Genomic DNA, 26997 nt, shown 5'->3' with positions numbered 1-26997 from the left:
GTGACGGCTCATAGGGGTTTGTCACCCTGGGCATGCTGCTCCCACAGCCGGCGATAGTGGCCGTCGGGCCGTTGCAGCAAGGCCTCGTGACTGCCCTCCTCCACCTTGCGGCCATCACGCAGCACCAGGATGCGATCGGCATGGCGGATGGTGGACAACCGGTGCGCCACCACGATCAGGGTGACCTGGCCACGCAACTCGTCCAGCGCGCCCTGCAACCGCGCCTCGGTGGCGCTGTCGATGCTGGCCGTGGCCTCGTCGAGCAAGAGCACCTTGGGGTCGCGCAGCAGCGCCCGGGCCAGCGCCAGCAGCTGCCGCTCGCCGGTGGAGAGGGTGAAGCCACGCTCGCCCAGCAGGGTATCCAGGCCTTCCGGCAACCGCGCCACCAGGTCGTCCATATGGGCGGCGGCCAGGGCCTCGCGCAGACGCTCATCCGACACCTGGCTGCCGAGCAGCAGGTTGTCCCTCAGACTGGTAGAACGGATGAAGGGCTCCTGGGGCACGCTGGCCAGGGCGGCGCCCAGCACCTCGGGGGTCAGGCTGCCCAGTTCGCGACCGTCCAGGCAGAGGTGGCCACCGGTGACCGGTTGCAGTCCGGCGAGCAGGTCGAGCAGCGTCGACTTGCCGCTGCCGGTAGGGCCGACGATACCGAGAAAGGTGCCTGGAACGATGTCCAGGTCGATGCCGTGCAGGGTGTCGTGGCCCGCACCGGCATGACGGAAGCGCACGGCCTCCAGATGGAAGTGCGCGGTCGCGATGGGGCGGTCATCTTCGCCGCTCAATGCCGGCTTCTCTTCGAGCAGGTGCAGCAGCCGGGTGCCGGCCACCGTGGCCTGCTGGAACAGGTTGAATCTCTGGGTGATGTCCATCAGCGGCTCGGTCACCCGCCCCAGGTAGGTGACGAAGGCATAGAGCACACCGATCTCGGCGCCGCCCTGCAGATGGCCCATCCCGTAGACCAGCAGCAGCACCGCCAGCACCGCCACGCTGACCAGGTCCAGCGCCGAGCGCAGCAGCAGCCCGGAGACGCGGATGGTGCGCATGCGGGCGCCGTACTGGGCCTGGTTGAGCCGCTGGAAATCCTGGCGGAAGCGCTCGGTCTGGTTGAAGGCCTGCAGTAGCCCCATGCCGCCGATGGCCTCGCCCAGCCGGGCGCTCTGCTCGGCGCGCAGCATGCGCACCTCCATGGCCGCCGCCCCGCTGTATCGCTGGTAGGCCCAGACGATCAGCACCGCGGCCGGGATCAGCAGCACGGCGATGGCCATCAGGCGTACGTCGAGCAGGGCCATGGCCACCAGGATGCCGATCAGCAGCACGATGTTGCCGACCATGTTGCCGAGAAAGGCCACATAGAGTTCACGCAGGGCGTCGGTGTCGTTGGTGACCCGTGCCACCAGTTCGCCGGTGGCGGTGCGGTCGTGGAAGCTCTGCGGCAGGCTCAGCACGTGGCGGAACAGCCGGCGCCGCTGCAGCAGCACCACGTCCATGGCGATCTCGGCGAAGCGTAGCGATTGCAGGTAGCGGCCGTAGGCGGCCAGCCCCTGGGAGACCACATAGGCGGCGACCAGGCCCACCAGCGGCCAGAGGCGCAGGTCGTGGGGCACCAGGTAGTTGTCGAGGTAGTGCTTGGTCAGCCAGGGCCCCAGCACGTCGAACAGCGTGGCCACGACCAGGATCGCCAGGGTGCCGGCCAGCTTGCGCGGATTGGCCAGTACCGGCTTGAGCAGCAGGGAAAGCACGCGGGTCCTGGTCATTGGCTGGCCTCCTCCGCCTGCTGCAGATTCCACAGTCGGGCATAGAGCCCCCCGGCGGCGAGCAGCTCGCCATGGCGACCCCGCTCCACCAGGCTGCCCTGGTCGAGCACGATGATCTCGTCGGCGTGCTGCACGGCGGAGAGACGGTGGCTGACGATCAGGGTGGTACGCCCCTGCAGCCCGGCCAGCGTCTTCAGCAGGCGGGCTTCGGTGGCGGTATCCACCGCCGAGAGGGTGTCGTCCAGCAGCAGGATGGGCGCGGGCGAGAGCAGCGCCCGCGCCAGGGCCACCCGTTGGCGCTGACCACCGGAGAGGGTCAGGCCGCGCTCGCCCACCGGCGTATCCAGCCCTTGCGGCAGCGCCGCCAGATCGGTGGCGAAGGCGGCGGCGTCCAGGGCTTCGCGGATCTCCCCGGCGGTCGCATCGGGACGACTGAGGGCGACGTTCTCGCCCAGGGTGCGGGCGAACAGGAAGGGATCCTGGGGCACATAGGCGAACTGGGCACGCAGATCGCCCAGGCGATACTCCTCCAGCGGCACCCCGCCCAGGCGAATGCTGCCCTGCTCCAGCGGAAACTGGCGCAACAGCAGGCGCAGCAGGGTGCTCTTGCCGCTGCCGGTGGCCCCGACGATGCCCAGGGTATCGCCGGCGGGCAGGTCGATGACCACGTCCTGCAAGGCCGGCTGACGCGCCTGGGGATAGGTGAAGGCCGGAATATAGACCGACAGATCGGCCTGGTCCGGTGGCGTCTGGGTGCCCTCGTCACGGATGCGCTCGGTGACGGCGAACACCTCTTCCAGCCGGCGGGCCCCGGCCTCGCCGCGCTGCAGCAGGTTGAAGCACCAGCCGATGGCGAACATCGGCCAGATCAGCTGCACCAGATAGAGGCTGAAGCTGGTCAGCTGGCCCAGGGTGATGTGGCCATCGAGATAGCGCCAGCTGCCCATGACCAGGGTCAGCAGGGTGGCCAGACTCAGGGCGACGAAGATGATCGGCTCGTAGCGCGCCTCGGTGCGCTGCACCTGGTAGTCGGCCCTGGCGACGCTGCGGGCGCGGGCGTCGAAGTCGTCCAGCTCGGCTTCGATCAGGGCATGCTGGCGCAGCATGCGCAGGCCGCTCAAGGCTTCCTGGGTGCGGTCATTGAGGGCGGAAAAGCCGGCCAGTGCCAGGCCGAAGCGCTGCTGCACCCGCCGCGCCACCCGATAGAAACCCCAGGCCATGAAGGGAAAGGGCAACAGCGCCAGGGCGGCCAGGGGCGCGTCGATGCCGATGAACATGGCCAGCAGCACCAGCAACAGGGTCAGCAGGCCGTCGAAACTGGCCAGCACCCCTTCGCCGGCCGCGGTCTCCACGGCGTCGATGTCCTGGGTGGCGCGGGCCAGCAGGTCACCGGTACGACTGGACTGGAAGAAACCGGGATCCAGGCGCGCCAGCTTGGCGAAGAAGGCGTCGCGCAGCTCCACGCCGACCTGGTAGGAGGTACCGAACAGGCGCACCCGCCATTGATAGCGCAGCACATAGAGGCCACAGCCGACCGCCACGATCAGGGCGACGCGCCACAGCAGGCCGCTCCGATCCAGCTCGCCGGCGCGCAGGGCGTCGATGGCCTTGCCGATCCACCAGGGCAGGGTCAGGTTGAGCAGACCGACGCCCAGCAGGCAGAGGATGGCCGTCCCGTAGGCACGCCGTTGGCGCAGGAAGAAATCACGCAACAACCGCCACAACGCCATAGAACCGCCTTACCCGAGCAAAGGTGCAGTATATCGGCTACCCAACCGGCAGCGGAGTTCCTTCGTCCCGATCCGGGTCCCATGTCAACGGGTGGCGCAGGGCGCGAGGTCGTTGTAGGGTGCCACTCCCTGCGGCACCCGGCCGCTGCGCCCCTTTCCCCTTTGCTAGGCTGACGCCCATGACCCTCGAACCCCAACGTCCTGTCGTCCTCTGCCTGTCCGGCCACGATCCGAGTGGCGGCGCCGGCCTGCAGGCCGACATCGAAGCCCTGCTCGCCCAGGGTTGCCACGCCGCCCCGGCGGTCACTGCCCTGACCGTGCAGGACACCGTCGACGTGCATGACTTCCGGGTGCTGGATCGCGAGTGGGTACTGGCCCAGGCCCGGACGATCATCGCCGACCTGCCGGTGGCGGCGGTCAAGCTGGGCATGCTCGGTTCGGTGGAGATGGTCGAGACGGTGCTGGAGATCATGGAGTCCCTGCCCGGCGTCCCCCTGGTCTGCGATCCGGTGCTGCGCGCCGGTGGTGGCGGCGCCCTGGGCAAGGACGAGGTCGGCTACGCCATCCGCGAGCGGCTGCTGCCCTGCGCCACCATCGCCACTCCCAACCTGCCCGAGGCGCGCATCCTCGCCGAGTTGCCCGAGGGCACCCCGGAGCAGTGCGCCGAGCGCCTGCTGCCCTTCTGCGCCCACCTCCTTATCACCGGCGGCCATGGCGAGGAGCACGAGGTGCACAACCGCCTCTATGACCGCGCCGGTGGCTGCGAGACCCACATCTGCCAGCGCCTGCCCGGCAGCTACCACGGCTCCGGCTGCACCCTGGCGAGTACCCTGGCCGGGCGCCTGGCCCTGGGCGAAGCCCTGCCCAGCGCGGTGCGCAGCGCCCTGGACTACACCTGGCGTACCCTGAGGGACGCCGAGCGTCCCGGGCGCGGTCAGTACGTGCCACGGCGCCTGCCACTGGACTTCTGCTCATGAGCCCGCTGCGCGGCCTCTATGCGATCACCGACAGTGCCCTGCTCGCCGAGGGTCGCCTGCTGCCCTATGTCGAGGCCGCACTGCAGGGCGGTGCCCGGCTGGTGCAGTACCGCGACAAGTCAGGGGATGCCAGCCGCCGGCAGGACGAAGCCGCCGCCCTGGCCGACCTCTGCCGCCAGCACGGCGCCCAGCTGATCATCAATGACGACCTCGCCCTGGCCCGTCGGCTGGGCGTCGGGCTGCATCTGGGCCAGGAAGACGGCTCCCTGGCAGCGGCCCGTGCCGAACTGGGTACGGAAGCCATCGTCGGCGGCACCTGCCACGCCAGCCTGGAACTGGCCGAGGCTGCAGTCCAGGCTGGCGTCAGCTACCTGGCCTTCGGCCGGTTCTTCGCCTCCAGCACCAAGCCGGATGCCCCGCCGGCGCCCCTGGAATTGCTCGACCAGGCCCGCAGCCGCTTCAACCGGCCCGTCTGCGCCATCGGCGGTGTCACCCTGGACAACGCCCCGCACCTGCTCGCCCACGGCGTCGACCTGCTCGCCGTCGTCCACAGTCTGTTTTCCGCCGCCAGCGCGGGCGAGGTGGAGCGCCGTGCGCGCGCCTTCGCCCGGCTGTTCGCGGCCTGATCCCGCTCAAGGAGACCCCCTATGTCCCGCTCCGCGCAACTCTTCGACCAAGCCCAGCGCCACATCCCCGGTGGCGTCAACTCGCCGGTCCGTGCCTTCAAGAGCGTCGGCGGCACGCCGCTGTTCTTCAAGCACGCGCAGGGCGCCTACATCGTCGACGAGGATGACAAGCGCTATGTCGACTACGTCGGTTCCTGGGGTCCGATGATCCTCGGCCACAGCCATCCGGACGTGCTCGACGCCGTGCGCCGCCAGCTGGAACATGGCCTTTCCTACGGCGCTCCGACCGCCCTGGAAACCACCATGGCCGACCTCATCTGCGAGATCGTGCCGTCCATGGAAATGGTGCGCATGGTCAGCTCCGGCACCGAGGCCACCATGAGCGCCATCCGCCTGGCGCGTGGCTACACCGGGCGCGACACCATCATCAAGTTCGAGGGCTGCTACCACGGCCACTCCGACAGCCTGCTGGTCAAGGCCGGCTCCGGCGCCCTGACCCTGGGCGTGCCCAGCTCCCCCGGCGTGCCGGCGGCCTTCGCCCAGCACACCCTGACCCTGGCCTACAACGACCTGGGCGAAGTGGAAGAAACGCTGGCGAACGTCGGCGACCAGATCGCCTGCATCATCGTCGAGCCGGTGGCCGGCAACATGAACTGCGTACCGCCCGCGCCAGGCTTCCTGGAAGGGCTGCGCAGCCTCTGCGACCGCTATGGCGTGGTGCTGATCTTCGACGAGGTCATGACCGGTTTCCGCGTCGCCCTGGGCGGTGCCCAGGCGCACTATGGCATCCGTCCGGACCTAACCACCTTCGGCAAGATCGTCGGCGGCGGCATGCCGGTGGGCTGCTTTGGTGGCAAGCGCGAGATCATGGAAAAGATCGCCCCGCTCGGCCCGGTCTACCAGGCCGGCACCCTCTCGGGGAATCCGCTGGCCATGGCCGCCGGCCTCACCACCCTGCAACTGATCCGCCGTCCCGGCTTCCACGCCGAGCTGACCGACTACACCACGCGGATGCTGCAGGGCCTGCAGGACCGCGCCGATGCCGCCGGCGTGCCCTTCGTCACCACCCAGGCAGGCGGCATGTTCGGTCTCTACTTCAGCGGCGCCGAAGACATCGTCACCTTCAGCGATGTCATGGCCAGCGACAGCGAGAGATTCAAGCGCTTCTTCCACCTGATGCTGGACGGTGGCGTCTACCTGGCACCCAGTGCCTTCGAGGCCGGCTTCACTTCCATCGCCCATGGCGACGAGGAATTGCGCATCACCCTGGACGCCGCCGAGCGCGCCTTCGCCACCTTCAAGGACTAGGGCCTGTCTGACAGGTGTCATTCGTCCCGCTTGCGGAACCTCTCTGCCCTGCCGGCCTCACACCTAGTTGAGTGGCCGGCGTCACAGGTAAAAAAGTTCCGCCGTTGCGCGTAAAGGTTTTGAAAGCGTGCGTCGGCTTGACCCATAATGAGATGTCGGCGCGTTTCGCCGGCCGGGTTCTCCGAACCTGCCTCGCTTGTGGAGGCGCTTCATGCACCGCGCTGGTCGTACCCTGTGCGCAGCCCTGATTCTGATGCCCCTGGTCGCCCTGGCCGGAGGCAATTCGCTGCTCGTCCCCAGCACCAGCCGTTGCAACCTGAATCTGGCCAACGAAGCCCTGGCGCAGGCGATCGCCCGCTGTCAGCAGATCGCCCACGACGGCGATTCCCAGGCGCAGTACGAACTCGGCGACTTCTACTACGAAGGCAAGCAGACGCCCAAGGATCTCAACCAGGCGCGCCAGTGGTTCGAGCAGGCCTCGCTCAAGGGCAATGCCGATGCGCAGAATCGCCTCGGCAACATGTTCTTTCGCGGCGAGGGCGTACCGCCCAACAACATCCAGGCCTACATCGTGCTGAAGATGGCCGCCATCAATGGCAACGACGAAGCCATGGATACCGCCGACCTGGTCAGCGCCCAGATGCGCCGGGACGAGCTGGAGATGGCCACCCAGGTACTGGGGCAGATCTTCCGCGACTATCTGCAGGACATGCAGACCGCGGGCAACCTCAATCCCTTCCAGCCGCCGCAGAACTGACGGCGAGCCCGGCAGAGCCTGTTCAAAGTCTCGCGAGCTAGAGACAAACAAGGCCTAGGCGGCCCCACGAAAAGGGCTGAGGAAGCGGATCGGACCCGCGCTCGGGTTTACAAGTAGTAAATGAGCATTACGACGGGGCCGCCCAGGCGGGGCTGGCGACCCAGGCCATTTTCAACGCCGTTTGGCCGACGCGCAGCAGACTTTGGGCAGGTTCTCAGGGCTTGTCGGGCATTGGCATCGGGAACGGCATGACATTGGTGCCGCCCTTGGCTTCGCTGATCTTGGGCTGGCCCAGGCGCTCCACCTCGTCGATGCGGATGATCGAGTGCATGGGCACGAAGCTGCGCACCACGCCTTCGAATTGCGCCTTGAGCTTTTCCTCGCTCGGATCCACCACCACCTGGGTGCGCTCGCCGAACACCAGCTCCTCGATCTCCAGGAAGCCCCAGAGATCGCTCTGGAAGATCTGCTTGGCGTAGATCTCGAAGACCTGGCCCTGGTTGACGAAGATGACCTTGTAGATGGCCGGCTTGCTGGGGGATGAGCTCATGGCGGAGGCGGATTTCGACAGTGAAAAGCGGGCGGCGAGCATAGCATGCCGGCCTCGACTCCCGTCAGCCGTCGCCAGGGGTTTCCAGCCAGGCGCGCTCGGCGACCAGCGCGCTCACCCAGTCGATGAAGACCCGCAACTTGGCGCTGACGTGCCGGTTGGGCGCGAAGGCCAGATACAGCGGCATGGGCGCCACCTGCCAGTCCGCGAACAGCCTGACCAGTTCGCCACGGGCGATGGGCGCCGCCGCCAGATAGTGCGGCAGGCAGACCACCCCGAGCCCGGCCTGCCCCGCCGCCAGGCAGGCGTTGCCGTCGTCCACCTCCAGGCTGTGCCGGCTCTGCAGCTCCAGCCGCTCGGCACCACGTTGCAGGGCATAGGGAAAGCCCTTGCCCGCCCCCCAGAGAAACCGCACCACCCGGTGTGGCGCCTCGGCCAGCTCGGCGGGATGAGCCGGCGTGCCCTGGGCGGCAAGGTAAACTGGCGCGGCGTAGCAACCCAGCCGTAGCGCCCCCAGTGGCCGGGCCACCAGATACTGCTCGCGGATGCGCCCGCCGCGGATCACGCAATCGACGTTGTCGCCGATCAGATCCACCTGGCGATCGCTGACGCCCAGCTCGAGCTGGATGTCCGGATAGCGCCGAAAGAAGTCCGGCAGGGCCGGGATCAGGATCAGCCGCGCCAGCGGACTGGGCACGTCCACCCGCAGGCGCCCGCGGGGCGTGCGGGTAGCCACCGAAAGCCCCGTCTCGGCATCGTCCACCGCCGCCAGCACGCCCAGGCAGCGGTCGTAATAGGCCGCGCCGTCGGCGGTGACCCGCACCTGCCGGGTGGTGCGATTGAGCAGGCGCACCTGCAGGTGCGCTTCGAGCTGCTGCACCTGCTGGGTGACGCGGGTGCGGCTGTGGCCGAGGGTCTCGGCCGCGCGGGTAAAGCTGCCGGCTTCCACCACCCGTACGAAGGTCTGCATCGCGGCGAACAGATCCATGCCGACTCCTGAAACAGGGACTGTTTGGATTGTACAAACAATGCTGACCGCCTGGCCGGGTTTATCCCCTGACGAGCGGCGCCTAAGGTGGCCCGATCGATCCCCACCGGAGCCCCGCCATGACCCGCGACGTCGTCTTTCCCGCCCAGCGCCACGCCCTCTACGAACAGCACCGCTATTCGCCGGCCATCCGCTCCAATGGCTTTCTGTTCGTCTCGGGACAGGTCGGCAGCCGCGCCGACGGTTCGCCCGAGCCGGAACTGGAAGATCAGGTCCGCCTGGCTTTCGCCAACCTCGACGCCGTCCTTGCCGCGGCCGGCGCCGCCTTTGCCGACGTGGTGGACGTCACCCTGTTCATGGTCGATGCCGAGGCCAGCTTCGAACGCATCTGGCCGGTGCTGCTGGAACACTGGGGCACGGCGCCCTACCCCACGGTGACCGCGGTCGGCGCCACCTGGCTGGCGGGCTTTCGCTTCGAGATCAAGGTCATCGCACGGCTGCCGGAAGGCTCAGGCCAAGCCTAGGCCGACCGCCTTCCGGGCGGCTCTTCCCCGTGCGGAAGGCCATCACTATAATGCGCGGTCCACTCGCCACCGACTCCCTGCCGCGCATGTCCAAGAAGCTCTATATCGAAACCCATGGCTGCCAGATGAACGAATACGATTCGTCGCGCATGGTCGACCTGCTCGGCGAACGGGAGCCGCTGGAAGTCACCCAGAATCCGGCCGAGGCCGATGTCATCCTGCTCAACACCTGCTCGATCCGCGAGAAGGCGCAGGAAAAGGTGTTTTCCCAGCTCGGTCGCTGGCGCGAACTCAAGCTGGAGAATCCCGACTTGGTGATCGGCGTCGGCGGCTGCGTGGCCAGCCAGGAAGGTGCCGCCATCCGTGACCGCGCGCCCTATGTCGACGTGGTCTTCGGCCCCCAGACCCTGCATCGCCTGCCGGAGATGATCGACGCCGCGCGTGCCACCAAGGCGCCCCAGGTGGACATCTCCTTCCCCGAGATCGAGAAGTTCGACCGTCTGCCCGAGCCGCGCATCGACGGCCCCAGCGCCTTCGTCTCCATCATGGAAGGCTGCAGCAAGTACTGCACCTTCTGCGTGGTGCCCTACACCCGGGGTGAAGAGGTCAGTCGGCCGCTGGACGACGTCCTCGCCGAGATCATCCACCTCGCCGAGCACGGCGTGCGCGAGGTGACCCTGCTGGGCCAGAACGTCAACGGCTATCGTGGCGCCACCGGCGATGGGCGCATCGCCGACTTCGCCGAGCTGCTCTATGTGGTGGCGGCGGTGGATGGCATCGATCGCATCCGCTACACCACCTCGCACCCGCTGGAATTCTCCGACGCCCTGATCCAGGCCCACGCCGAGATCCCGGAGCTGGTGAAATTCGTCCACCTGCCGGTGCAGGCCGGTTCGGATCGCATCCTGGCGGCCATGAAGCGCAACCACACGGCGCTGGAATACAAGTCGCGCATTCGCAGGCTCAAGGCGGCGGTACCCGACATCTGCATCAGCTCGGACTTCATCGTCGGCTTCCCCGGCGAGACCGAGAAGGACTTCGAACAGACCATGAAGCTGATCGAGGACGTCGGTTTCGACTTCTCCTTCTCCTTCATCTACAGCGCCCGCCCCGGCACCCCGGCGGCGGACCTGGTCGACGACACCCCCGACGAGCTCAAGAAGCAGCGCCTGCAGATCCTGCAGGCGCGCATCCACCAGCAGGGCTTCGAGATCAGCCGGCGCATGGCCGGCAGCGTCCAGACCATCCTGGTCAGCGATTTCTCCAAGCGCGATCCCGGCATGCTGCAGGGCCGCACCGAGAACAACCGCATCGTCAACTTCCGCTGCAGCGATGCCAGCCTGATCGGCCAGTTCGTCCAGGTGCACATCGACGAGGCCCTGCCACACTCCCTGCGCGGCACCCTGCTGGCCCCCGTCGCCAGCGGTGCGCGCCCGCCCGTCGCCGTCGCGCTGGCCTGATGGATGGTCGCACGCGCCCTTTGCCAAGGGCGCGACGCAGGTTACTCTCAAGCTACGTCAAGTTTTCGTAAAGCCAATCCAAAGGGTTTCCCAGCACACCTTGAATACCCCCCAGACGCTCCAGCACTTCACCCTCGAACCCTTCGATGCCGACCGTTTCGCCAACCTGTGCGGCCAGCTCGATGAAAATCTGCGCCAGCTCGAACGCCGCCTCGGCATCGAGATCCGCAATCGCGGCAACCAGTTCGAACTGGTCGGCGATCCCGAGCGCACCCGCGCGGCCCAGAACCTCCTGCAGCGCCTCTACCGCGAGACCGCCAGCGGCACCGCGGTGGCCCCGGAACTGGTGCACCTCTACCTGCAGGAATCCGGCCTGGAAGCCCTCCAGGAAGAGCACCGCAGCGGTGGCGACACCAGCGTGGCCCTGCGCACCAAGAAGGGCATGATCCGCCCGCGCGGCGCCAACCAGCAGCGCTACGTCAAGTCGATCCTCGACCACGACATCAATTTCGGCATAGGCCCGGCCGGTACCGGCAAGACCTACCTGGCCGTGGCCTGCGCGGTGGATGCCCTGGAGCGCGAGCAGATCCGCCGCATCCTGCTGGTGCGCCCGGCGGTGGAAGCCGGCGAGAAGCTCGGTTTCCTGCCCGGTGACCTGGCGCAGAAGATCGACCCCTACCTGCGCCCGCTGTACGACGCCCTCTACGAGATGCTCGGCTTCGAGCAGGTGGCCAAGCTCATCGAGCGCCAGGTCATCGAGGTCGCGCCGCTGGCCTACATGCGCGGCCGCACCCTCAACAATAGCTTCATCATTCTCGACGAAAGTCAGAACACCACCCTCGAGCAGATGAAGATGTTCCTGACCCGGATCGGTTTCGGCTCCACCGCGGTGATCACCGGCGACGTCACCCAGGTCGACCTGCCGCGCGGTACCAAGTCGGGCCTCAGGCACGTCATCGAGGTCCTCCGTGACGTACCGGGCATCGGCTTCACCCACTTCGAATCCAAGGACGTGGTGCGCCACCCGCTGGTGCAGCGCATCGTCGAGGCCTACGACCGCTTCGAGGCGCTGCAGGACAAGCCGCGGGCGCAGGGAGAGGATCGCCATGGCGATTGAACTGGACGTCCAGGTCGCCAGCGAGGCGGCCGACTTCCCCGAGGAGCCGGACTTACGCCGCTGGTGTGAACTGGCCCTGCGCACCCGCCAGGGCGATTCGGAACTCACCATCCGCCTGGTGGACGAAGACGAAGGCCGCGAGCTGAACCGCACCTGGCGGCACAGGGACTACGCCACCAATGTGCTGTCCTTCCCGGCCGACGTGCCGGACGAATTCCTCGATATCCCCCTGCTCGGCGATCTGGTGATCTGCGCCCCCGTGGTGGCCCGCGAGGCCGCCGAGCAAGGCAAGCCCGCCGCGGCGCACTGGGCGCACCTGGTCATCCACGGCTGCCTGCACCTGCTCGGCTACGATCATCTGGAAGATGACGAAGCCGAGGAGATGGAAGAACTGGAACGCCAATTGCTCGCTGAACTGGGCTACCCCGATCCCTACGGTGAATGACAGACACATGAACGAAGATCGATCAGGCACTGGGCATCGTTCCTGGCTGGAACGCATCGTCCAGGCCTTTGCCCATGAACCCAAGAGTCGCCAGGAACTGCTGGAACTGCTGCGCGAGGCGCATGAGAACAAGGTGCTCGACAGCGAAGTGCTGTCCATCGTCGAGGGCGCCATCTCGGTGGCCGACCTGCAGGTGCGCGACATCATGGTGCCGCGCTCGCAGATCATCAGCATCCGCGCCCAGCAGACCCCGGCGGAATTCCTGCCGGCGGTGATCGAGGCGGCGCATTCCCGCTATCCGGTGATCGGCGACGGCCCCGACGACGTGCTCGGCCTGCTGCTGGCCAAGGACCTGCTGCCGCTGCTGCTGGACCCTGCGCGGGTGTTCGACTTCAAGACGGCCTTGCGCCCGGCCACCTTCGTACCCGAGTCCAAGCGCCTCAACGTACTGCTTCGGGAATTTCGCTCGACCCACAGCCACATGGCCATCGTGGTGGACGAATACGGCGGCGTCGCCGGCCTGGTGACCATCGAGGACGTGCTGGAGCAGATCGTCGGCGAGATCGAGGACGAGCACGACGTGGAGGAAGAGAGCTTCATCAAGTCGTTGCCCAATGGCGACTTCGTGGTCAAGGCGCTCACCCCCATAGAGACGCTCAACGAGACCCTGGAGACCCGTTTCGCCGATGCCGAGGCCGACACCGCCGGTGGCCTGGTGATGAACCGCCTGGGTCACCTGCCCAAGCGCAACGAGGAAACGGTGATCGACGACTTCCGCTTCCGCGTGCTCAACGCCGATGGCCGCCGCATCCATCTGCTGCGCGTGACCCCGGTCAACCGCTAGCCGCGGCCCAGGCAATAACCATTGCGCGCCCTCCTACGGACCACCGTAGGTTGGGTTGAGCGCAGCGAAGCCCGACAGGCCTTGCTTCGAGGTCGATACTGTTGGGCTTCGACGATGGCGCCGTCTCGACCCAACCTACGGGACGTTCGCGCCGCGACAAGCTCCATCCCCCTCTCCAACTGCGATCCAGCTCGCTCCCCCGCACACGCCTTTGGCACTCCCTCGCGGCGACGAGTAAGCTTGCGCAGCCTCGATCGGACCAAGGATTTTCGATGCGCTGGATCTCTCAACCCGGCTGGAAGGGCAACCTTCTGGCGCTCTTCGCCGGTGCCCTCACGCCCCTGGCGCTGGCCCCCTTCAACATCTGGCCGCTGGCACTGCTGTCCGCCGGTCTCTTCTACCTGGGCCTCAAGGGGCTCGGTGCCTGGCGCGCCCTGCTGCGCGGCTGGTGCTACGGCTTCGGCGCCTTTCTCGCCGGCACCAGCTGGATCTACGTCAGCATCCACACCTACGGAGCCGCGCCGGTGCCCCTGGCGCTCTTTCTCACCGTGGGCTTCTGCGCCGGCATCGCGCTGTTCTTCGCCCTGCCCGCCGGGCTCTGGGCACTGTGCCTGAGACGCAACCAGGCACCCCTGGGCGACGCCCTGACCTTTGCCGGCCTCTGGTTCGCCCTGGAGCTGTTCCGCAGCTGGGCGCTGACCGGCTTTCCCTGGCTGCTGCTGGGTTACAGCCAGCTCAGCGGCCCCCTGCAGGGCCTGGCGCCGCTGGGCGGCGTCTGGCTGATCTCGGCCGCGCTGGCCTTTACCGCGGCGCTGCTGGTCAACGCCCCGCGCCTGATCATGCGACCGCTCGCCCTGGTCGCGAGCCTGGTGCTGGTGGCCCTGCCCTGGGTCGCCGGCGATGTCTTCAAGGGCCAGGTCTGGACCCAACCCGCCGGCGCACCGCTCAAGGTCGCCGGGGTCCAGGGCAATATCGCCCAGGAGCTCAAGTGGAATCCCGACCACGCCCGCGCCACCCTGGCGCTCTATCGCGACCGCACCGCCGAGCAGACCGAGGCCGACCTGGTGGTCTGGCCGGAAAACGCCATTCCCGTGCTGCGCGAATACGTCAGTGACTTCCTGGCTGCCGAAGGTGCCCAGGTGGCGGCCCATGGCGGCGCCCTGGTGACCGGCCTGCCCGCCCGCGAACGCGACGCCGACGGCGATTCGCGTTACTTCAACAGCATCACCGCGGTCGGCAACGGCTCGGGCACCTACTACAAGCAGAAGCTGGTGCCCTTCGGCGAATACGTACCGCTGCAGGAATACCTGCGTGGCCTGATCGGCTTCTTCGATCTGCCCATGTCCGACTTCGTCCGCGGTCCCGAGCAGCAGGAGCCGCTGCTGGTGAAGGGCTATCGCGTGGCGCCCTACATCTGCTACGAGGTGGTCTATCCGGAATTCGTCGCCAGCATGGCGGCCCAGAGTCAGCTGCTGCTCACCATCAGCAACGACACCTGGTTCGGCAAGTCCATCGGTCCGCAACAGCACCTGCAGATGGCGCAGATGCGCGCCCTGGAAAGCGGTCGCTGGCTGGTGCGGGTCACCAACGATGGCATCACCGCCCTGGTCGATCCCTTCGGTCGCATCAGCCGGCAGATCCCGGCCTTCCAGGTCGGCGTGCTGCAGGGCACCGTAGTGCCCATGGATGGCCTGACGCCCTATCTGCACTACCGCCTCTGGCCGCTGGCGATCTTTTCCGCCCTGGTGCTGCTGTGGGGCCTGCTGCTGCGTCGGCAGGATCGTCCGGAAGAGGCGCCGCTGGTGGTCACCCAGAGCTAGGCGAGCATTAGCGATAAGCGAGCGGATAGAGCAATAGCCCGGCGGCCTCGTTGAGCAACTGGGCGGTCTGCTCGACCGCCTTGGCTTCCGGCAGCCAGCCACCGAAGGGCCGGGCATTGGGGATACCGATGAAGCCCATGGGCGCGGCCACCACCGCGAAGCCCTGCCGTTCGAAGCACCAACGCGCGCGGGCCATGTGATAGGCCTGGGTCACCAGCACCACCCGCTTCACTCCCGCCTCGCGCAGCAGCGGCGCACTCAGGGTGGCATTTTCCCAGGTGGTGCGACTGGCGCCTTCCTGCCAGCGCACCGGCACCCCCAGGTCGCGCTCCATCACCTCGGTCATCAGTGCCGCCTCGCTCAGCGGGCGGTCATGGGGCGAGCCCCCGGTGATCAGCACCGGCAGGCCGCTGGCCTTGGCCAGCCGGGCCGCATAGCGCAGCCGCTCCACCGCCAGGTGGCTGGCGGCATCGCCCGCCCAGCCCGGGTCGTCCACTTCGCGACCGGCACCCAGCACCACGATGGCGTCGGCCTGCTGCGCAAGGTTCGCCCAGCGCGCCTCGGGCAGCGCGGCATCGCGCTCCAGCAGGCGTCCACCCGTCTCCACCACGACCGGCAGGGTACTGGCCCAGAGGCCCAGCAGACCGCCCAGGAAACAGGCCAGGCCCAGGCGCGGATAGCGACGGCGCAACCACCAGCCCAGCAGGAGCAGCAGCAGCAGGCCGCCCGGTGGCAGCAGCAGTTGCTTGAAGAAATAGCGCAGACCCATGGTCCCTCCGGTCGGGGGCGACCTCCGGGTCGCGGCGGCGCCTAGTGTAGGGGAGCGCCAACCTGGGCAGAAGAACCCTCGACCAACAGTTGTCGACCCTGGCACTGGGTACAGAAGGCACCTGCCGGCTGGACCCGGCCACAGCCCAGACAACAGGCCAGGGCGGCATCGGCTGCCTGATGGCGCGCCAGCCAGCGCTTGACCAGGGCATATTCGGCCGGACTCAGGCCCTGCACCTCGACTTCCCCGTTGGCACTGTCATAGAGGCGTTCCTGGGTAACCGCCTCATCCAGCGCCAGCGCCAGGCGCCGTTGCAGGCGCACGTCGACGGGCAGCTTTTCGGACTCGCGTCGAAACTTTCCCATGATGGCGATCATCCTCCCGGATAAGTGAACGGACGTTTGAACAGCCTAGTACGGCCCTTCCAACCCTGCCTCCCCCAGAGTGCGAAACAAGCGGCGGACCGGGACATTTCCCCGCGCTCGGGGGGTCATGTATGCTTGGCGGCTCGATCAAACGCCTCTGCAGCCCTCGACACGCCCATGCACGAACACTATCAGCCCCGCGAAATAGAAGCCGCCGCCCAGTCCTTCTGGGACCAGAATCTGTCCTTCAAGGCCACCATGCGCCCGGGCCAGGAGAAGTTCTACTGCCTGTCGATGTTCCCCTACCCCAGCGGCAAGCTGCACATGGGGCACGTGCGCAACTACACCATCGGCGACGTCATCGCCCGCTACCAGCGGATGCTGGGCAAGAACGTCCTGCAGCCCATGGGCTGGGACGCCTTCGGCATGCCCGCCGAAAACGCCGCCATGAAGAACGGCGTGGCCCCGGCCAAGTGGACCTACGAGAACATCGCCTACATGAAGTCCCAGCTGCAGAGCCTGGGCCTGGCGATCGACTGGTCCCGCGAGGTCACCACCTGCAAGCCCGACTACTATCGCTGGGAGCAGTGGCTGTTCACCCAGCTGTTCGAGAAGGGCATCATCTATCGCAAGAACGGCACCGTGAACTGGGACCCGGTGGACCAGACCGTACTGGCCAACGAGCAGGTCATCGACGGCCGCGGCTGGCGCAGCGGTGCGCTGATCGAGAAGCGCGAGATCCCCATGTACTACTTCCGCATCACCGACTATGCGGAAGAGTTGCTGACCTCCCTCGACGGCCTGCCCGGCTGGCCCGAGCAGGTCAAGACCATGCAGCGCAACTGGATCGGCAAGTCCCGCGGCATGGAGGTGCAATTCCCCTATGACCAGGACAGCATCGGCGCCGAAGGCACCCTGAAGGTCTTCACCACCCGCCCCGACACCCTGCTCGGCGCCACCTATGTCGCCGTGGCCGCCGAACACCCGCTGGCCACCCAGGCCGCCCAGGGCAACGCCGAGCTGCAGGCCTTCATCGACGAGTGCAAGCGCGGCGGCGTCGCCGAAGCCGACATCGCCACCCAGGAGAAGAAGGGCCTGGACACCGGCCTGTTCGTCCGCCACCCGCTGACCGACGCACGCCTGCCGGTGTGGGTCGCCAACTATGTGCTGATGCACTATGGCGACGGCGCGGTCATGGCCGTGCCCGGTCACGACGAGCGTGACTTCGAATTCGCCAACAAGTACCAGTTGCCCATCGTCCAGGTGGTGGATACCGCAGAGGCCACCCGCGTGCTGGCCAATCCGGACGACTTCAGCCCCGCGGAATACGAGCGCTACCAGTTCGACCCGGTGCAGTGGAAGGACTGGTACGGCAGCAAGGAAGGCTTCCTGATCAATTCCGGCGCCTATGACGACCTCGCCTACGACGCCGCCTTCGACGCCATCGGCGCCGATCTGCAGGCCAAGGGCCTGGGTCAGCCGCGCACCCAGTTCCGCCTGCGCGACTGGGGCATCAGCCGCCAGCGCTACTGGGGCTGCCCGATCCCGATCATCCATGGCGACGACGGCATCGACATCCCGGTACCGGCCGACCTGCTGCCGGTGGTGCTGCCCGAGGACGTGGTGCCGGACGGCGCCGGCTCGCCCCTGGCGCGCATGCCGGAATTCTACGAGACCGTCGATCCGCGCAACGGCCAGCCGGCGCGTCGTGAAACCGACACCATGGATACCTTCGTCGAAAGCTCCTGGTATTTCGCCCGCTATGCCTCGCCGAACTTCACCGGCGGCATGCTGGACAAGGAAGAAGCCAACTACTGGCTGCCCGTCGACCAGTACATCGGCGGCATCGAGCACGCCATCCTGCACCTGCTCTATTCGCGCTTCTTCCACAAGCTGATGCGCGACCAGGGCCTGATCGATTCCGACGAGCCCTTCGAGAATCTGCTGACCCAGGGCATGGTGGTGGCCGAGACCTACTACCGCACCCTGCCCAACGGCAGCAAGGACTGGTTCAACCCGGCCGATGTCGAGGTGGAGCGCGATGCCAAGGCCAAGGTGATCGGCGCGCGCCTGAAGAGCGACGGCCAGCCGGTGGAAATCGGCGGCGTCGAGAAGATGTCCAAGTCGAAGAACAACGGCGTCGATCCCCAGGCGATGATCGACCAGTACGGTGCCGACACCTGCCGGCTGTTCATGATGTTCGCCTCGCCGCCGGACATGAGCCTGGAATGGTCCGATTCCGGCGTCGAGGGCGCCAGCCGCTTCCTGCGCCGCGTCTGGCGTCTGGCCCAGGCCCACGTCAGCCAGGGCCTGCCGAGCGCCGCCGCCCTCGGCGAGCTGTCGCCGGCTCAGAAGGAGGTGCGTCGCGCCATCCACCTGGCCATCCGCCAGGCCAGCCAGGATATCGGTCAGCATCACAAGTTCAACACCGCCATCGCCGCGGTCATGACCCTGATGAACGTGCTGGAAAAGGCCGCCCAGGACAGCGATACCGATCGCCGTCTGCTGCAGGAGGGCCTGGAGGCCGTCACCCTGCTGCTGGCCCCCATCACCCCGCACATCGCCCACGGTCTCTGGCAGCAGCTGGGCCACAGCGATGCGGTCATCGACGCCCGCTGGCCGCAGGTGGACGAAAGCGCCCTGGTGCAGGACAGTCTGCAGATCGTCATCCAGGTGAACGGCAAGCTGCGCGGCCAGATCGAAGTACCGGCCGATGCCAGCCGCGAGGCCATCGAGGCCGCCGCCCGCGCCAATGAGAACGTGGCACGCTTCACCGAGGGCCTGACCATCCGCAAGGTCGTCGTGGTCCCGGGTAAACTGGTCAACATCGTCGCCAACTAAGACACGCGAACGGAGCAGACAACAGATGAAGAAACGGATTCTCCCCGGCCTTGCGGTAGTCGGCCTGGCGACCCTGCTGACCGCCTGCGGCTTCCAGCTGCGTGGCACCGGCGAAACCCGCCTGACCGTGAACGAGCTGAACCTGACGGCGCGCGACGCCTATGGCCAGACCGTCAAGGACGTACGCGACATGCTCGAGGACGCCCATGTGCGGATCACCTCGGGCTCGCCCTACACCCTGGATCTGGGCGGCGAAGCCCAGAGCGAGCGCACCGCCAGCTACACCAGCGGCGCCCGCAGTGCCGAGGTCGAGCTGACCACCCGTCAGCCCTACACCATCATCGGCAAGAACCAGGCGGTGCTGGTCAGCGACTACCTGGAAACCCAGCGCTACTATGTGACCGACCAGAACAACATCGTCGGTTCCGAACAGCAGAAGGACCAGCTGCGTCGCGAGATGCGCCGCGAACTGGTGCAGCAGCTGGCCGCCCGTCTGCAGGCCCTGACGCCGGAGCGACTGGACAAGCTGCAGCGCGACGCCGATGCCCGCGCCGCCGCCAAGGCCGACGCCGACCGCCGCGCCCGCGAGTCCGCCCCGCCGCAGCAGTCGCCGATCGACATCCCCTCCCCCGCGCGCTAAGCGCCGCACCCGGAGCCGCAAGGCTCCGGTTTGCCATTCCGGTCCAGCATGAAACTCAACGCCAACCAGCTCGGCAAGCAGCTCCAGGGCTCGCTGGCCGCCGTCTATGCGGTCAGTGGCGATGAGCCCCTGCTCTGCCAGGAAGCCAGCGATGCCATTCGCGGCGCGGCCCGCGCCCAGGGCTTCGACGAGCGCGAGGTCTTCGACGTCGATGCCGGCTTCGACTGGGGCCGTCTCTACGAGGCGGGCGCCAGCCTCTCGCTGTTCGCCCAGAAACGTATCCTCGAATTGCGCCTCCCCACCGGCAAGCCCGGCGACAAGGGCTCCGCCGCCCTGCTCGACTACCTCGCCCGCCCGGCCGAGGACACCCTGCTGCTGATCAGCCTGCCGCGTCTCGACGCCGCCGCGCAGAAGACCAAGTGGGCCAAGGCCCTGCTGGAGCACCCGCAGGCGCAATTCGTGCAGATCTGGCCGGTGGAACTGGCGCAGCTGCCGCAGTGGATCAACCAGCGCCTGTCGCGCCTGGGGCTGGCCGCCACCCCCGAAGCCGTCGAGCTGATCGCCGAGCGGGTGGAAGGCAACCTGCTGGCCGCCGCCCAGGAGATCGAAAAGCTCCGCCTGCTCATCGAAGGCTCCCAGGTGGATGCCGAGACCGTACGCGCCTCGGTGGCCGACAGCGCCCGCTACGACGTCTTCGGCCTGCTGGATGCCGCCCTGGCCGGCGACGCGGAGCACGCCCTGCGCATCCTCGAAGGCCTGCGCGGCGAAGGCGTGGAAGCGGCCGTGGTGCTCTGGGCCCTGGCCCGGGAACTGCGCCTGCTGGCCAACCTGGCCCATCTGCAGGAAAGCGGTACGCCGCTGGAGCGCGCCTTCACCCAGGTCAAGCCACCGGTATGGGACAAGCGTCGTCCGCTGGTCGGCCGCGCCCTGCAGCGCCAGGGTGCGCGCCGGCTGGAAGCCCTGCTGCGCGAGGCCCAGGTCGCCGACGAACAGATCAAGGGCCAGGCGCCTGGCGAGGTCTGGCTGACCCTGGCCAGCCTGGCCCTGACGCTCGCCGGCAAGCGACTGACCCTGCCCAGGTCCTAGCGCTGGCGGGCCTTGTAATTCACGGCCCTTGCAATAGACTGGCGCGCCCCCATCAAGGGGGAACCCCCATCACTCGGAGCCCGCACCATGGCCAAGAAATACAGCCGCGGCCCCAACAAGGCCAAGGTCCTCGTCAGCGATCCCCGTTATCGCGCCCGTCAGGAAAAGCCCGCCAAGGGCAAAGGCAGCTACCGCCGCGAAGCCTTCTCGTTGCAAGACGAGAAGGCTTCGGTCTTTCTGGCCGCCTGAAAGCCGCGTGCAGACGCCTAACAGACGTCGGGACCCGGGCCGTGCTAAGGTGAGCTTTCCTGCCTAGACGTCCGGTGGAGACAGATGCAATTCGGGAAAACCCGCGGATTCAAGACCGGCGGCCTCCTCGCCGGAACCCTGGTCACCCTGCTGACCGCCGCCCTGGCCGCCTGCGCCCAGACGCCGACGACGCCCACCGCGGCGCCCTCTTCGCCCTCCTCGTCCAAATCCGCACCCGCGGCGAGCGCCCCCGCCTCGGCGGCCGAGGCCATGCCGCAACCGGAGGAAAGCTTCGAGCAGTGGCGTAGTCGTTTCCGCGCCCTGGCCCTGGGCCGGGGCATATCCGCCGCCACCTTCGACCAGGCCTTCGCTGGCGTGCAACCCGACCCGGCGGTGATCGCCGCCGATCGCAGCCAGCCGGAATTCACCAAGCCGGTCTGGGAATACCTGGAATCCGCCGTCTCGCCCCTGCGGGTGCGCAACGGCAAGAGTCTGCTGATCCAGCAGGCCGGGCTACTGGCTTCCCTGGAAGCCCGCTACGGCATCGAGCCGGCGCGCCTGGTTGCCTTCTGGGGCATGGAGAGCAACTACGGCAACAACATGGGCAACAAGGGCGTCATCCGCTCCCTGGCCACCCTCGCCTACGAAGGTCGCCGCCCGGACTTCGCCCAAGACCAGCTCATCGCCGCCCTCGGCATCCTGCAGCACGGTGACGTCACCGCCGACCGCATGATCGGCTCCTGGGCCGGCGCCATGGGCCAGACCCAGTTCATCCCCACCACCTACGACCAGTACGCGGTGGACTTCGACGGCGACGGTCGCCGCGACATCTGGGGTTCCACCGCCGATGCCCTGGCCTCCACCGCCAACTACCTCAAGGCCTCCGGCTGGCAGGACGGCAAGCCCTGGGGCTACGAGGTGCGGGTACCGGCCAATTTCGACTACAGCCTGGCCGACATGGGCGTGCGCAAGAGCCTGGCCGAGTGGAACGCCCTGGGCATCCAGGATCTCGGCCTGCCGCAACCGGCCGCCCAGCCGAGCGACGGCGCTTCGCTGCTGCTCCCCGCTGGCCATCGCGGCCCGGCCTTCCTGGTGTTCAACAATTTCCGCACCATCCTCAAGTACAACAACTCCAGCTCCTATGCCCTGGGCGTGGCGCTGCTCTCGGAGCGCTATCGCGACGCCGGCCAGGTCGCCGGCAGCTGGCCCACCGACGATCTGCCGTTGAGCCGCAGCGAGCGCGTCGAGCTGCAGCAGCGCCTGGCCGCCCTGGGGCTGGACCCGGGCAGCGCCGACGGCATCATCGGCGCCAACACCCGCAAGGCCATCCGCGCCTACCAGCAGTCCCAGGGCTGGCCGGCCGACGGCTATCCCAACCATCAGCTGCTGGACAAACTGCGCGGCTGAGCCCTGGCGACGACCCGTCCCTTAGCCAGGGACGGGTCGTCGAGCTTCAGCCGTATCGCTTTTCCCCGCCAGCACCTCCAGCAAGGCCGCTGCCGCCGGCGACAGCTCGTTGGAGTCCCGGCAGCCCACCACCAGTTCGCGATGCGCCCAGGCATCGCGCAGCGGATGGCTGGCCAGCGCCACGCCCGGTCCTACCCGGAGCAGACTCGCGGCCGGCAGGATCGCCACGCCCAGGCCGCGAGCGACCAGGGCACAGGCCTGGATCGGACTCGGTACCCGAATGCGGATCGCCAGCTCCCGGCCCCACTGCGCCGCCTGGGTTTCCACATGGAGCTGCAAGGCATTGCCGCGAGACAGGCCGACGAAGGGCTGCTCGAGCAGTCGCGCGAAATCGACCGACTCGCCATCCTGCAAAGGCACGCTACCCGGCGCGGCGACCAGCACCAGGGGATCATCGCGAAAGGGCCGGATCTGCAAATCCTCCAAACCCGGCGCCGCCAAAAAAATTCCCAGGTCGGCGCGACCTTCGCGGAGCGCCAGCACGATGCGTGAGCTGGGCAGCTCCTCGACTTCCACGTCCACCCTGGGCTGCGCCTGGAGGAAAGCGGCCAGGGGTTCATCCAGATGTTCCATCACCGCGGCACCGTTGCCCAACAGCCGCACCCGTGCACGGCTGTCCGCCACCGCGCCAGCGAGGTCCTGGTCCATTTCTTCCAGCCGCAACAGGATCGCCCGGGCATGGCGCTCCAGGCTCAGCCCAGCCGGCGTGGGGCGTACGCCACGCGCGTGGCGGATCAGCAGCGGCGTGCCCAGGCTGTCTTCCAGGGCCTTGATGCGGGCGCTGGCGGAAGGCAGTGCCAAGTGGCTCCGTTCGGCGCCCAGGGTGATGCTGCGCGCTGCCACGACGTGGAGAAACAGACGCAGGTCGAGCAGGTCGTAGCGCATCGCCGGAGAGCCTCTGTGCCGACCGTAGGCAGCCTTCGCCAATCCCGGCTTCTCACCTGCGGTCCTGAAATCCATGGTAACGCCTCCACCCGAGGAGGCGACCATGACCCTGCTGCTCTGTACCCTGATCTTCGTGCTCGCGGGTCTGACCAAGGGCGTACTGGGCCTGGGCCTGCCCACCGTCGCCATGAGCCTGCTGGCACTGCTGATGACGCCAGCCGAAGCCGCCGCCCTGCTGCTGATCCCCTCCCTGCTCACCAATGTCTGGCAATTCTGCGCCGGTCCCTCGCCCTGGCAGACGTTCAAACGCCTGTTGCCGCTGCAACTGGCACTGGTGCCGGGCACCCTGCTCAGCATCCCGCTACTGACCGGGAGCCATAGCGCCGGACTCGCCGCCGCGCTCGGTGCGGTGCTGATCGCCTATGGCCTGATCGGCTGGACGGGCCGGCGCCTGCCCGCGCCAGGTCGTTGTGAAGGGAAGGTCGCTCCGCTGGTGGGTTTCGTCACGGGGCTCATCACCGGCATGACCGGCGTCTTCGTGCTGCCGGCGGTGCCCTATCTGCAGAGCCTTGCGCTGGAAAAGGAACAGCTGATCGAGGCCCTGGGGTTGAGCTTCACCGTCGCCACCCTGGCGCTGCTGGTGGGCCTCTGGTGGCAAAACGGACTGGCGGTCGAGCGCCTGGGTGCTTCCAGTCTGTTGCTGCTACCGGCCCTCCTGGGCATGGGGCTGGGCCAGCGTGTGCGCCAGCATCTCGATGAGCGCCTGTTCCGCCGGCTGTTCTTTGCTGGATTGCTGCTATTGGGCGCCTACACCGTCCTGCATTATCTGCTGCGCCTGGGCTATCTTGGCTGAATCCGTCACAGTGCTGTCAGGTCCAGCCGGTGTAGGCTGCACCTTCGACGGGCAGCACGGTCTATGGGCGTGATTGAAGGGTCGCCGTGCCATGGTGCCCCTTCGACCCGGCCTTGTGCCTGACCGCTGCCCTTTTCCGACGTATACAGGACGCTTTCATGACGCTCGCTCCCAACGCAGGACGCCTCCCCGACGAGAATACTCTGACCCACCTGCCGCGCCTGGTGGCACGCTACTACAGCGATCGCCCCGACCCCAGCGATCCGGGTCAGCAGGTCGCCTTCGGCACCTCCGGGCACCGCGGTTCCTCGCTCAAGGGCAGCTTCAACGAGTGGCACATCCTCGCCATCACCCAGGCCATCTGCGAATACCGCAAGGCCCAGGGCGTCGACGGCCCGCTGTTCATGGGCATGGACACCCATGCGCTGTCCGAGCCGGCCTTCATCTCCGCCCTGGAAGTGCTCGCCGCCAACGGCGTGGAAGTGCGCATCGACGCCGGTTGCGCCGAGACCAATGGCGAGCCGGGCTATACGCCCACCCCGGCGCTGTCCAACGCCATCCTCGAATACAACGCCGGCCGCAGCTCGGGCCTGGCCGACGGCATCGTCATCACCCCGTCGCACAATCCGCCGGCCGACGGCGGCTTCAAGTACAACCCCACCAATGGCGGCCCGGCCGACACCAACGTCACCAAAAGCATCCAGGACCGCGCCAATGCCCTGCTGGCGGCCGGTCTCGACGGCGTCAAGCGGATGGATTACCGCCAGGCGCTCAAGGCCGGCACCACCCATAAATTCGACTTCCTCGACAGCTATGTCGGCGGCCTGGGCCAGGTCATCGACCTGGACGCCATCCGCGGCTCCGGCCTGACCTTTGGCGTCGATCCCCTCGGCGGCGCCGGGGTGCACTACTGGCCGCGCATCGCCGAGCGCTATGGCCTGCCGCTGGAAGTGCTGTCCACCCGCGTCGACCAGACCTTTCGCTTCATGCGCCTGGACTGGGACGGCAAGATCCGCATGGACTGCAGTTCGCCCCACGCCATGGCCGGCCTGATCGAGAACAAGGACAGATTCGACGTCTCCTTCGCCTGCGACACCGACCATGACCGCCACGGCATCGTCGCCCGCTCGGTGGGCCTGCTCAATCCCAACCACTACCTGGCGGTGGCCATCGAATACCTCTTCACCCACCGTCCGCAGTGGAGCCAGCAGGCCGGTATCGGCAAGACCCTGGTGTCTTCCTCGATGATCGACCGCGTGGCCCAGGGCATTGGCCGCCAGGTGGTGGAAGTGCCGGTAGGCTTCAAGTGGTTCGTCGATGGCCTGCTCGACGGCAGCCTGGGCTTCGGTGGCGAGGAATCCGCCGGCGCGTCCTTCCTGCGCAAGGCCGGCGGCGCCTGGTCCACCGACAAGGACGGCCTCATCCTCGGCCTGCTGGCCGCGGAGATCACCGCCGTGACCGGCAAGGACCCGGGCGAGCGCTACCAGGCGCTGACCGAGCGTTTCGGCGCCCCGGTCTACCAGCGCATCGACGCCGCCGCCGACCGCGAGCAGAAGGCCCGCCTCGGCAAGCTGTCCGCCGCCCAGGTCACCGCCAAGGAGCTAGCCGGCCAGCCGATCACCGCCATCCTTACCGAGGCGCCCGGCAACGGCGCCGCCATCGGTGGCCTCAAGGTGGTCACCGAGAACGGCTGGTTCGCCGCCCGGCCTTCGGGTACCGAGGACGTCTACAAGATCTACGCCGAGAGCTTCGAGGGCGAAGCCCACCTGGGTCGTATCCAGGAAGAAGCCAAGGCGCTGGTGGATGGCGTGCTGCGCGGCTGATGGCACGTGCCCTCTCCCTCGGGGAGAGGGCTGACAGCAGATCACCAGGGATGAAGTTTTTCCATCCGCAAAAAAAGGGCAGCCCGTGGCTGCCCTTTTCTATTGCGACGCGAGGATCAGCTGATCTTCTTGGCGCCGTGCGCCTGCTGGTCGGCATGGTACGAAGAACGCACCAGGGGACCGGAGGCGACGTTCTTGAAGCCCATCCTGGCGCCTTCCTCGGCAAACCAGGCGAAGGTATCCGGGTGGACGAAACGCTGCACCGGCAGGTGGTTGCGCGAAGGCTGCAGGTACTGGCCGAGGGTCAGCATGTCGATCTCGTGCTCGCGCATGCGCTGCATGACCTCGATGACTTCCTCGTCGGTCTCGCCCAGGCCCAGCATCAGGCCGGACTTGGTCGGCACGTGGGGCACGCGCTTCTTGAAGTTCTGCAGCAGGTCCAGCGACCACTCGAAGTCCGAACCCGGGCGCGCGGCCTTGTACAGGCGCGGCACGGTCTCCAGGTTGTGGTTGAAGACATCCGGCGGCTCCTGCTCGGTGATGGCCAGGGCGACGTCCATGCGACCGCGATAGTCGGGCACCAGGGTCTCCAGCTGGATGCCGGGGGTCAGCTTGCGGATCTCGCGCAGGCAGTCGACGAAGTGCTGGGCACCGCCGTCGCGCAGGTCGTCGCGGTCCACCGAGGTGATGACTACGTACTTCAGACCCAGGTCGGCGATGGCCACCGCCAGATTCTTCGGCTCGTCCACGTCCAGCGGCTTCGGTCGGCCATGGCCGACGTCGCAGAAGGGGCAGCGACGGGTGCAGATGTCACCCATGATCATGAAGGTGGCGGTGCCACCGGAGAAGCACTCGCCCAGGTTGGGGCAGGAGGCCTCTTCGCAGACACTGTGCAGCTTGTGCTTGCGCAGCAGCTGCTTGATGCGCTCGACCTCGGGGGTGACCGGGATGCGCACGCGGATCCAGTCCGGCTTGCGCGGCAGCTCCTCGGTGGGAATGATCTTTACCGGGATGCGTGCGACCTTTTCGGCGCCGCGCAGCTTGACGCCGGCTTCCACCTTGCTGGGGCGGGCGGGCGGGGTAAGGGTCTGGACGCTGTCTTGTACTGTAGTGGTCATG

At 67.5% G+C, this 26997-nt stretch carries 25 protein-coding genes; 17 read left to right on the top strand and 8 right to left on the bottom strand.

Annotation, left to right across the window (positions count from 1 at the left end; genetic code table 11):
- Nucleotides 1-8: 8 nt before the first annotated feature.
- Nucleotides 9-1754, bottom strand: a complete 1746-nt coding sequence (locus tag QE393_RS02925) for an ABC transporter ATP-binding protein (RefSeq protein ID WP_273808615.1) — start codon at nt 1752-1754, stop codon at nt 9-11.
- Entirely contained in the window at nt 1751-3484 is a 1734-nt protein-coding gene (locus QE393_RS02920; RefSeq protein ID WP_310042036.1) for an ABC transporter transmembrane domain-containing protein, read from the bottom strand. Before QE393_RS02920 ends, QE393_RS02925 begins: the two co-directional genes overlap by 4 nt.
- Before the next feature lie 179 nt (nt 3485-3663).
- Here QE393_RS02920 and QE393_RS02915 point away from each other — a divergent pair, with 179 nt between their 5' ends.
- The 4 genes from QE393_RS02915 to QE393_RS02900 all read left to right on the top strand — a co-directional run bounded on the left by QE393_RS02915 (nt 3664) and on the right by QE393_RS02900 (nt 7152).
- The gene (locus QE393_RS02915) at nt 3664-4461 is read left to right on the top strand and encodes a bifunctional hydroxymethylpyrimidine kinase/phosphomethylpyrimidine kinase (RefSeq protein ID WP_273808613.1); all 798 of its coding nucleotides are present in this window, start codon (nt 3664-3666) and stop codon (nt 4459-4461) included.
- Nucleotides 4458-5087: a thiamine phosphate synthase gene (gene thiE, locus QE393_RS02910; protein WP_273808612.1), complete on the top strand. Its 630-nt coding sequence runs from the start codon at nt 4458-4460 to the stop codon at nt 5085-5087. Before QE393_RS02915 ends, thiE begins: the two co-directional genes overlap by 4 nt.
- A 21-nt stretch (nt 5088-5108) precedes the next feature.
- Nucleotides 5109-6395 carry a glutamate-1-semialdehyde 2,1-aminomutase gene (hemL, locus tag QE393_RS02905; RefSeq protein WP_273808610.1) on the top strand — a complete coding sequence of 429 codons (1287 nt, stop codon included), beginning with the start codon at nt 5109-5111 and terminating at the stop codon, nt 6393-6395.
- A 211-nt stretch (nt 6396-6606) separates the two neighbouring features.
- Nucleotides 6607-7152: a tetratricopeptide repeat protein gene (locus QE393_RS02900; RefSeq protein ID WP_027597185.1), complete on the top strand. Its 546-nt coding sequence runs from the start codon at nt 6607-6609 to the stop codon at nt 7150-7152.
- Between the two features lie 214 nt (nt 7153-7366).
- Here the strand turns inward: QE393_RS02900 and QE393_RS02895 are convergent, their stop codons facing one another.
- Both QE393_RS02895 and QE393_RS02890 read right to left on the bottom strand, forming a co-directional pair.
- Nucleotides 7367-7702: a DUF1820 family protein gene (locus QE393_RS02895; protein ID WP_007159644.1), complete on the bottom strand. Its 336-nt coding sequence runs from the start codon at nt 7700-7702 to the stop codon at nt 7367-7369.
- Between the two features lie 64 nt (nt 7703-7766).
- Nucleotides 7767-8690: a LysR family transcriptional regulator gene (locus QE393_RS02890; RefSeq protein ID WP_273808608.1), complete on the bottom strand. Its 924-nt coding sequence runs from the start codon at nt 8688-8690 to the stop codon at nt 7767-7769.
- A gap of 119 nt (nt 8691-8809) precedes the next feature.
- Between QE393_RS02890 and QE393_RS02885 the strand changes: the two genes are divergently transcribed.
- The 6 genes from QE393_RS02885 to lnt all read left to right on the top strand — a co-directional run bounded on the left by QE393_RS02885 (nt 8810) and on the right by lnt (nt 14900).
- The gene (locus QE393_RS02885) at nt 8810-9214 is read left to right on the top strand and encodes a Rid family hydrolase (protein WP_273808607.1); all 405 of its coding nucleotides are present in this window, start codon (nt 8810-8812) and stop codon (nt 9212-9214) included.
- A gap of 86 nt (nt 9215-9300) precedes the next feature.
- Nucleotides 9301-10674, top strand: a complete 1374-nt coding sequence (gene miaB, locus QE393_RS02880) for a tRNA (N6-isopentenyl adenosine(37)-C2)-methylthiotransferase MiaB (protein WP_273808868.1) — start codon at nt 9301-9303, stop codon at nt 10672-10674.
- A gap of 100 nt (nt 10675-10774) precedes the next feature.
- Nucleotides 10775-11791 (top strand): PhoH family protein, encoded by a 1017-nt coding sequence (locus QE393_RS02875; protein WP_273808606.1) that lies wholly within the window; start codon nt 10775-10777, stop codon nt 11789-11791.
- On the top strand, nt 11781-12236 hold the full coding sequence (gene ybeY, locus QE393_RS02870) for an rRNA maturation RNase YbeY (protein ID WP_273808605.1): 456 nt from the start codon (nt 11781-11783) through the stop codon (nt 12234-12236). Before QE393_RS02875 ends, ybeY begins: the two co-directional genes overlap by 11 nt.
- 7 nt (nt 12237-12243) lie before the next feature.
- Nucleotides 12244-13080 carry an HlyC/CorC family transporter gene (locus tag QE393_RS02865; protein ID WP_273808604.1) on the top strand — a complete coding sequence of 279 codons (837 nt, stop codon included), beginning with the start codon at nt 12244-12246 and terminating at the stop codon, nt 13078-13080.
- 272 nt (nt 13081-13352) lie between these two features.
- Nucleotides 13353-14900, top strand: a complete 1548-nt coding sequence (lnt, locus tag QE393_RS02860; RefSeq protein WP_273808602.1) for an apolipoprotein N-acyltransferase — start codon at nt 13353-13355, stop codon at nt 14898-14900.
- A gap of 7 nt (nt 14901-14907) precedes the next feature.
- On the opposite strand, the gene QE393_RS02855 is transcribed toward lnt, so the two are convergent.
- Both QE393_RS02855 and QE393_RS02850 read right to left on the bottom strand, forming a co-directional pair.
- Complete coding sequence (locus QE393_RS02855; protein WP_273808601.1) at nt 14908-15669, bottom strand: YdcF family protein; 762 nt, start codon at nt 15667-15669, stop codon at nt 14908-14910.
- 41 nt (nt 15670-15710) lie between these two features.
- Nucleotides 15711-16034, bottom strand: a complete 324-nt coding sequence (locus QE393_RS02850) for a hypothetical protein (protein WP_273808600.1) — start codon at nt 16032-16034, stop codon at nt 15711-15713.
- A gap of 177 nt (nt 16035-16211) precedes the next feature.
- Between QE393_RS02850 and leuS the strand changes: the two genes are divergently transcribed.
- The 5 genes from leuS (at nt 16212) to QE393_RS02825 (ending at nt 22257) form a co-directional block, all read left to right on the top strand.
- The gene (gene leuS, locus QE393_RS02845; RefSeq protein WP_273808598.1) at nt 16212-18875 is read left to right on the top strand and encodes a leucine--tRNA ligase; all 2664 of its coding nucleotides are present in this window, start codon (nt 16212-16214) and stop codon (nt 18873-18875) included.
- A gap of 25 nt (nt 18876-18900) precedes the next feature.
- Nucleotides 18901-19515: an LPS assembly lipoprotein LptE gene (gene lptE / locus QE393_RS02840; protein WP_273808596.1), complete on the top strand. Its 615-nt coding sequence runs from the start codon at nt 18901-18903 to the stop codon at nt 19513-19515.
- Between the two features lie 48 nt (nt 19516-19563).
- Complete coding sequence (gene holA / locus QE393_RS02835) at nt 19564-20601, top strand: DNA polymerase III subunit delta (RefSeq protein ID WP_273808594.1); 1038 nt, start codon at nt 19564-19566, stop codon at nt 20599-20601.
- Nucleotides 20602-20688: 87 nt separating this feature from the next.
- Nucleotides 20689-20850, top strand: coding sequence for an alternative ribosome rescue factor ArfA (arfA, locus tag QE393_RS02830; RefSeq protein ID WP_007159657.1), 162 nt, complete (start codon nt 20689-20691; stop codon nt 20848-20850).
- A gap of 84 nt (nt 20851-20934) precedes the next feature.
- The gene (locus QE393_RS02825) at nt 20935-22257 is read left to right on the top strand and encodes a lytic murein transglycosylase (RefSeq protein WP_273808593.1); all 1323 of its coding nucleotides are present in this window, start codon (nt 20935-20937) and stop codon (nt 22255-22257) included.
- A gap of 21 nt (nt 22258-22278) precedes the next feature.
- On the opposite strand, the gene QE393_RS02820 is transcribed toward QE393_RS02825, so the two are convergent.
- Nucleotides 22279-23202: a LysR family transcriptional regulator gene (locus QE393_RS02820; protein ID WP_310042028.1), complete on the bottom strand. Its 924-nt coding sequence runs from the start codon at nt 23200-23202 to the stop codon at nt 22279-22281.
- Between the two features lie 103 nt (nt 23203-23305).
- On the opposite strand from QE393_RS02820, the gene QE393_RS02815 reads away from it, so the two are divergent.
- The gene (locus tag QE393_RS02815) at nt 23306-24055 is read left to right on the top strand and encodes a sulfite exporter TauE/SafE family protein (protein WP_273808591.1); all 750 of its coding nucleotides are present in this window, start codon (nt 23306-23308) and stop codon (nt 24053-24055) included.
- Between the two features lie 158 nt (nt 24056-24213).
- Nucleotides 24214-25878: a phosphoglucomutase (alpha-D-glucose-1,6-bisphosphate-dependent) gene (gene pgm, locus QE393_RS02810; protein WP_273808590.1), complete on the top strand. Its 1665-nt coding sequence runs from the start codon at nt 24214-24216 to the stop codon at nt 25876-25878.
- Nucleotides 25879-25994: 116 nt separating this feature from the next.
- Here pgm and lipA read toward each other — a convergent pair whose 3' ends face one another.
- Nucleotides 25995-26996 carry a lipoyl synthase gene (gene lipA, locus QE393_RS02805; RefSeq protein ID WP_187978593.1) on the bottom strand — a complete coding sequence of 334 codons (1002 nt, stop codon included), beginning with the start codon at nt 26994-26996 and terminating at the stop codon, nt 25995-25997.
- Nucleotide 26997 lies beyond the last annotated feature (1 nt).

Source organism: Pseudomonas sp. SORGH_AS_0211 (genome assembly GCF_031453455.1).
Classification (GTDB): Bacteria; Pseudomonadota; Gammaproteobacteria; order Pseudomonadales; family Pseudomonadaceae; genus Chryseomonas; species Chryseomonas aestiva.
Note: the sequence above shows the minus strand (reverse complement) of the source record. Positions and strands in the feature narration are given on the sequence as shown.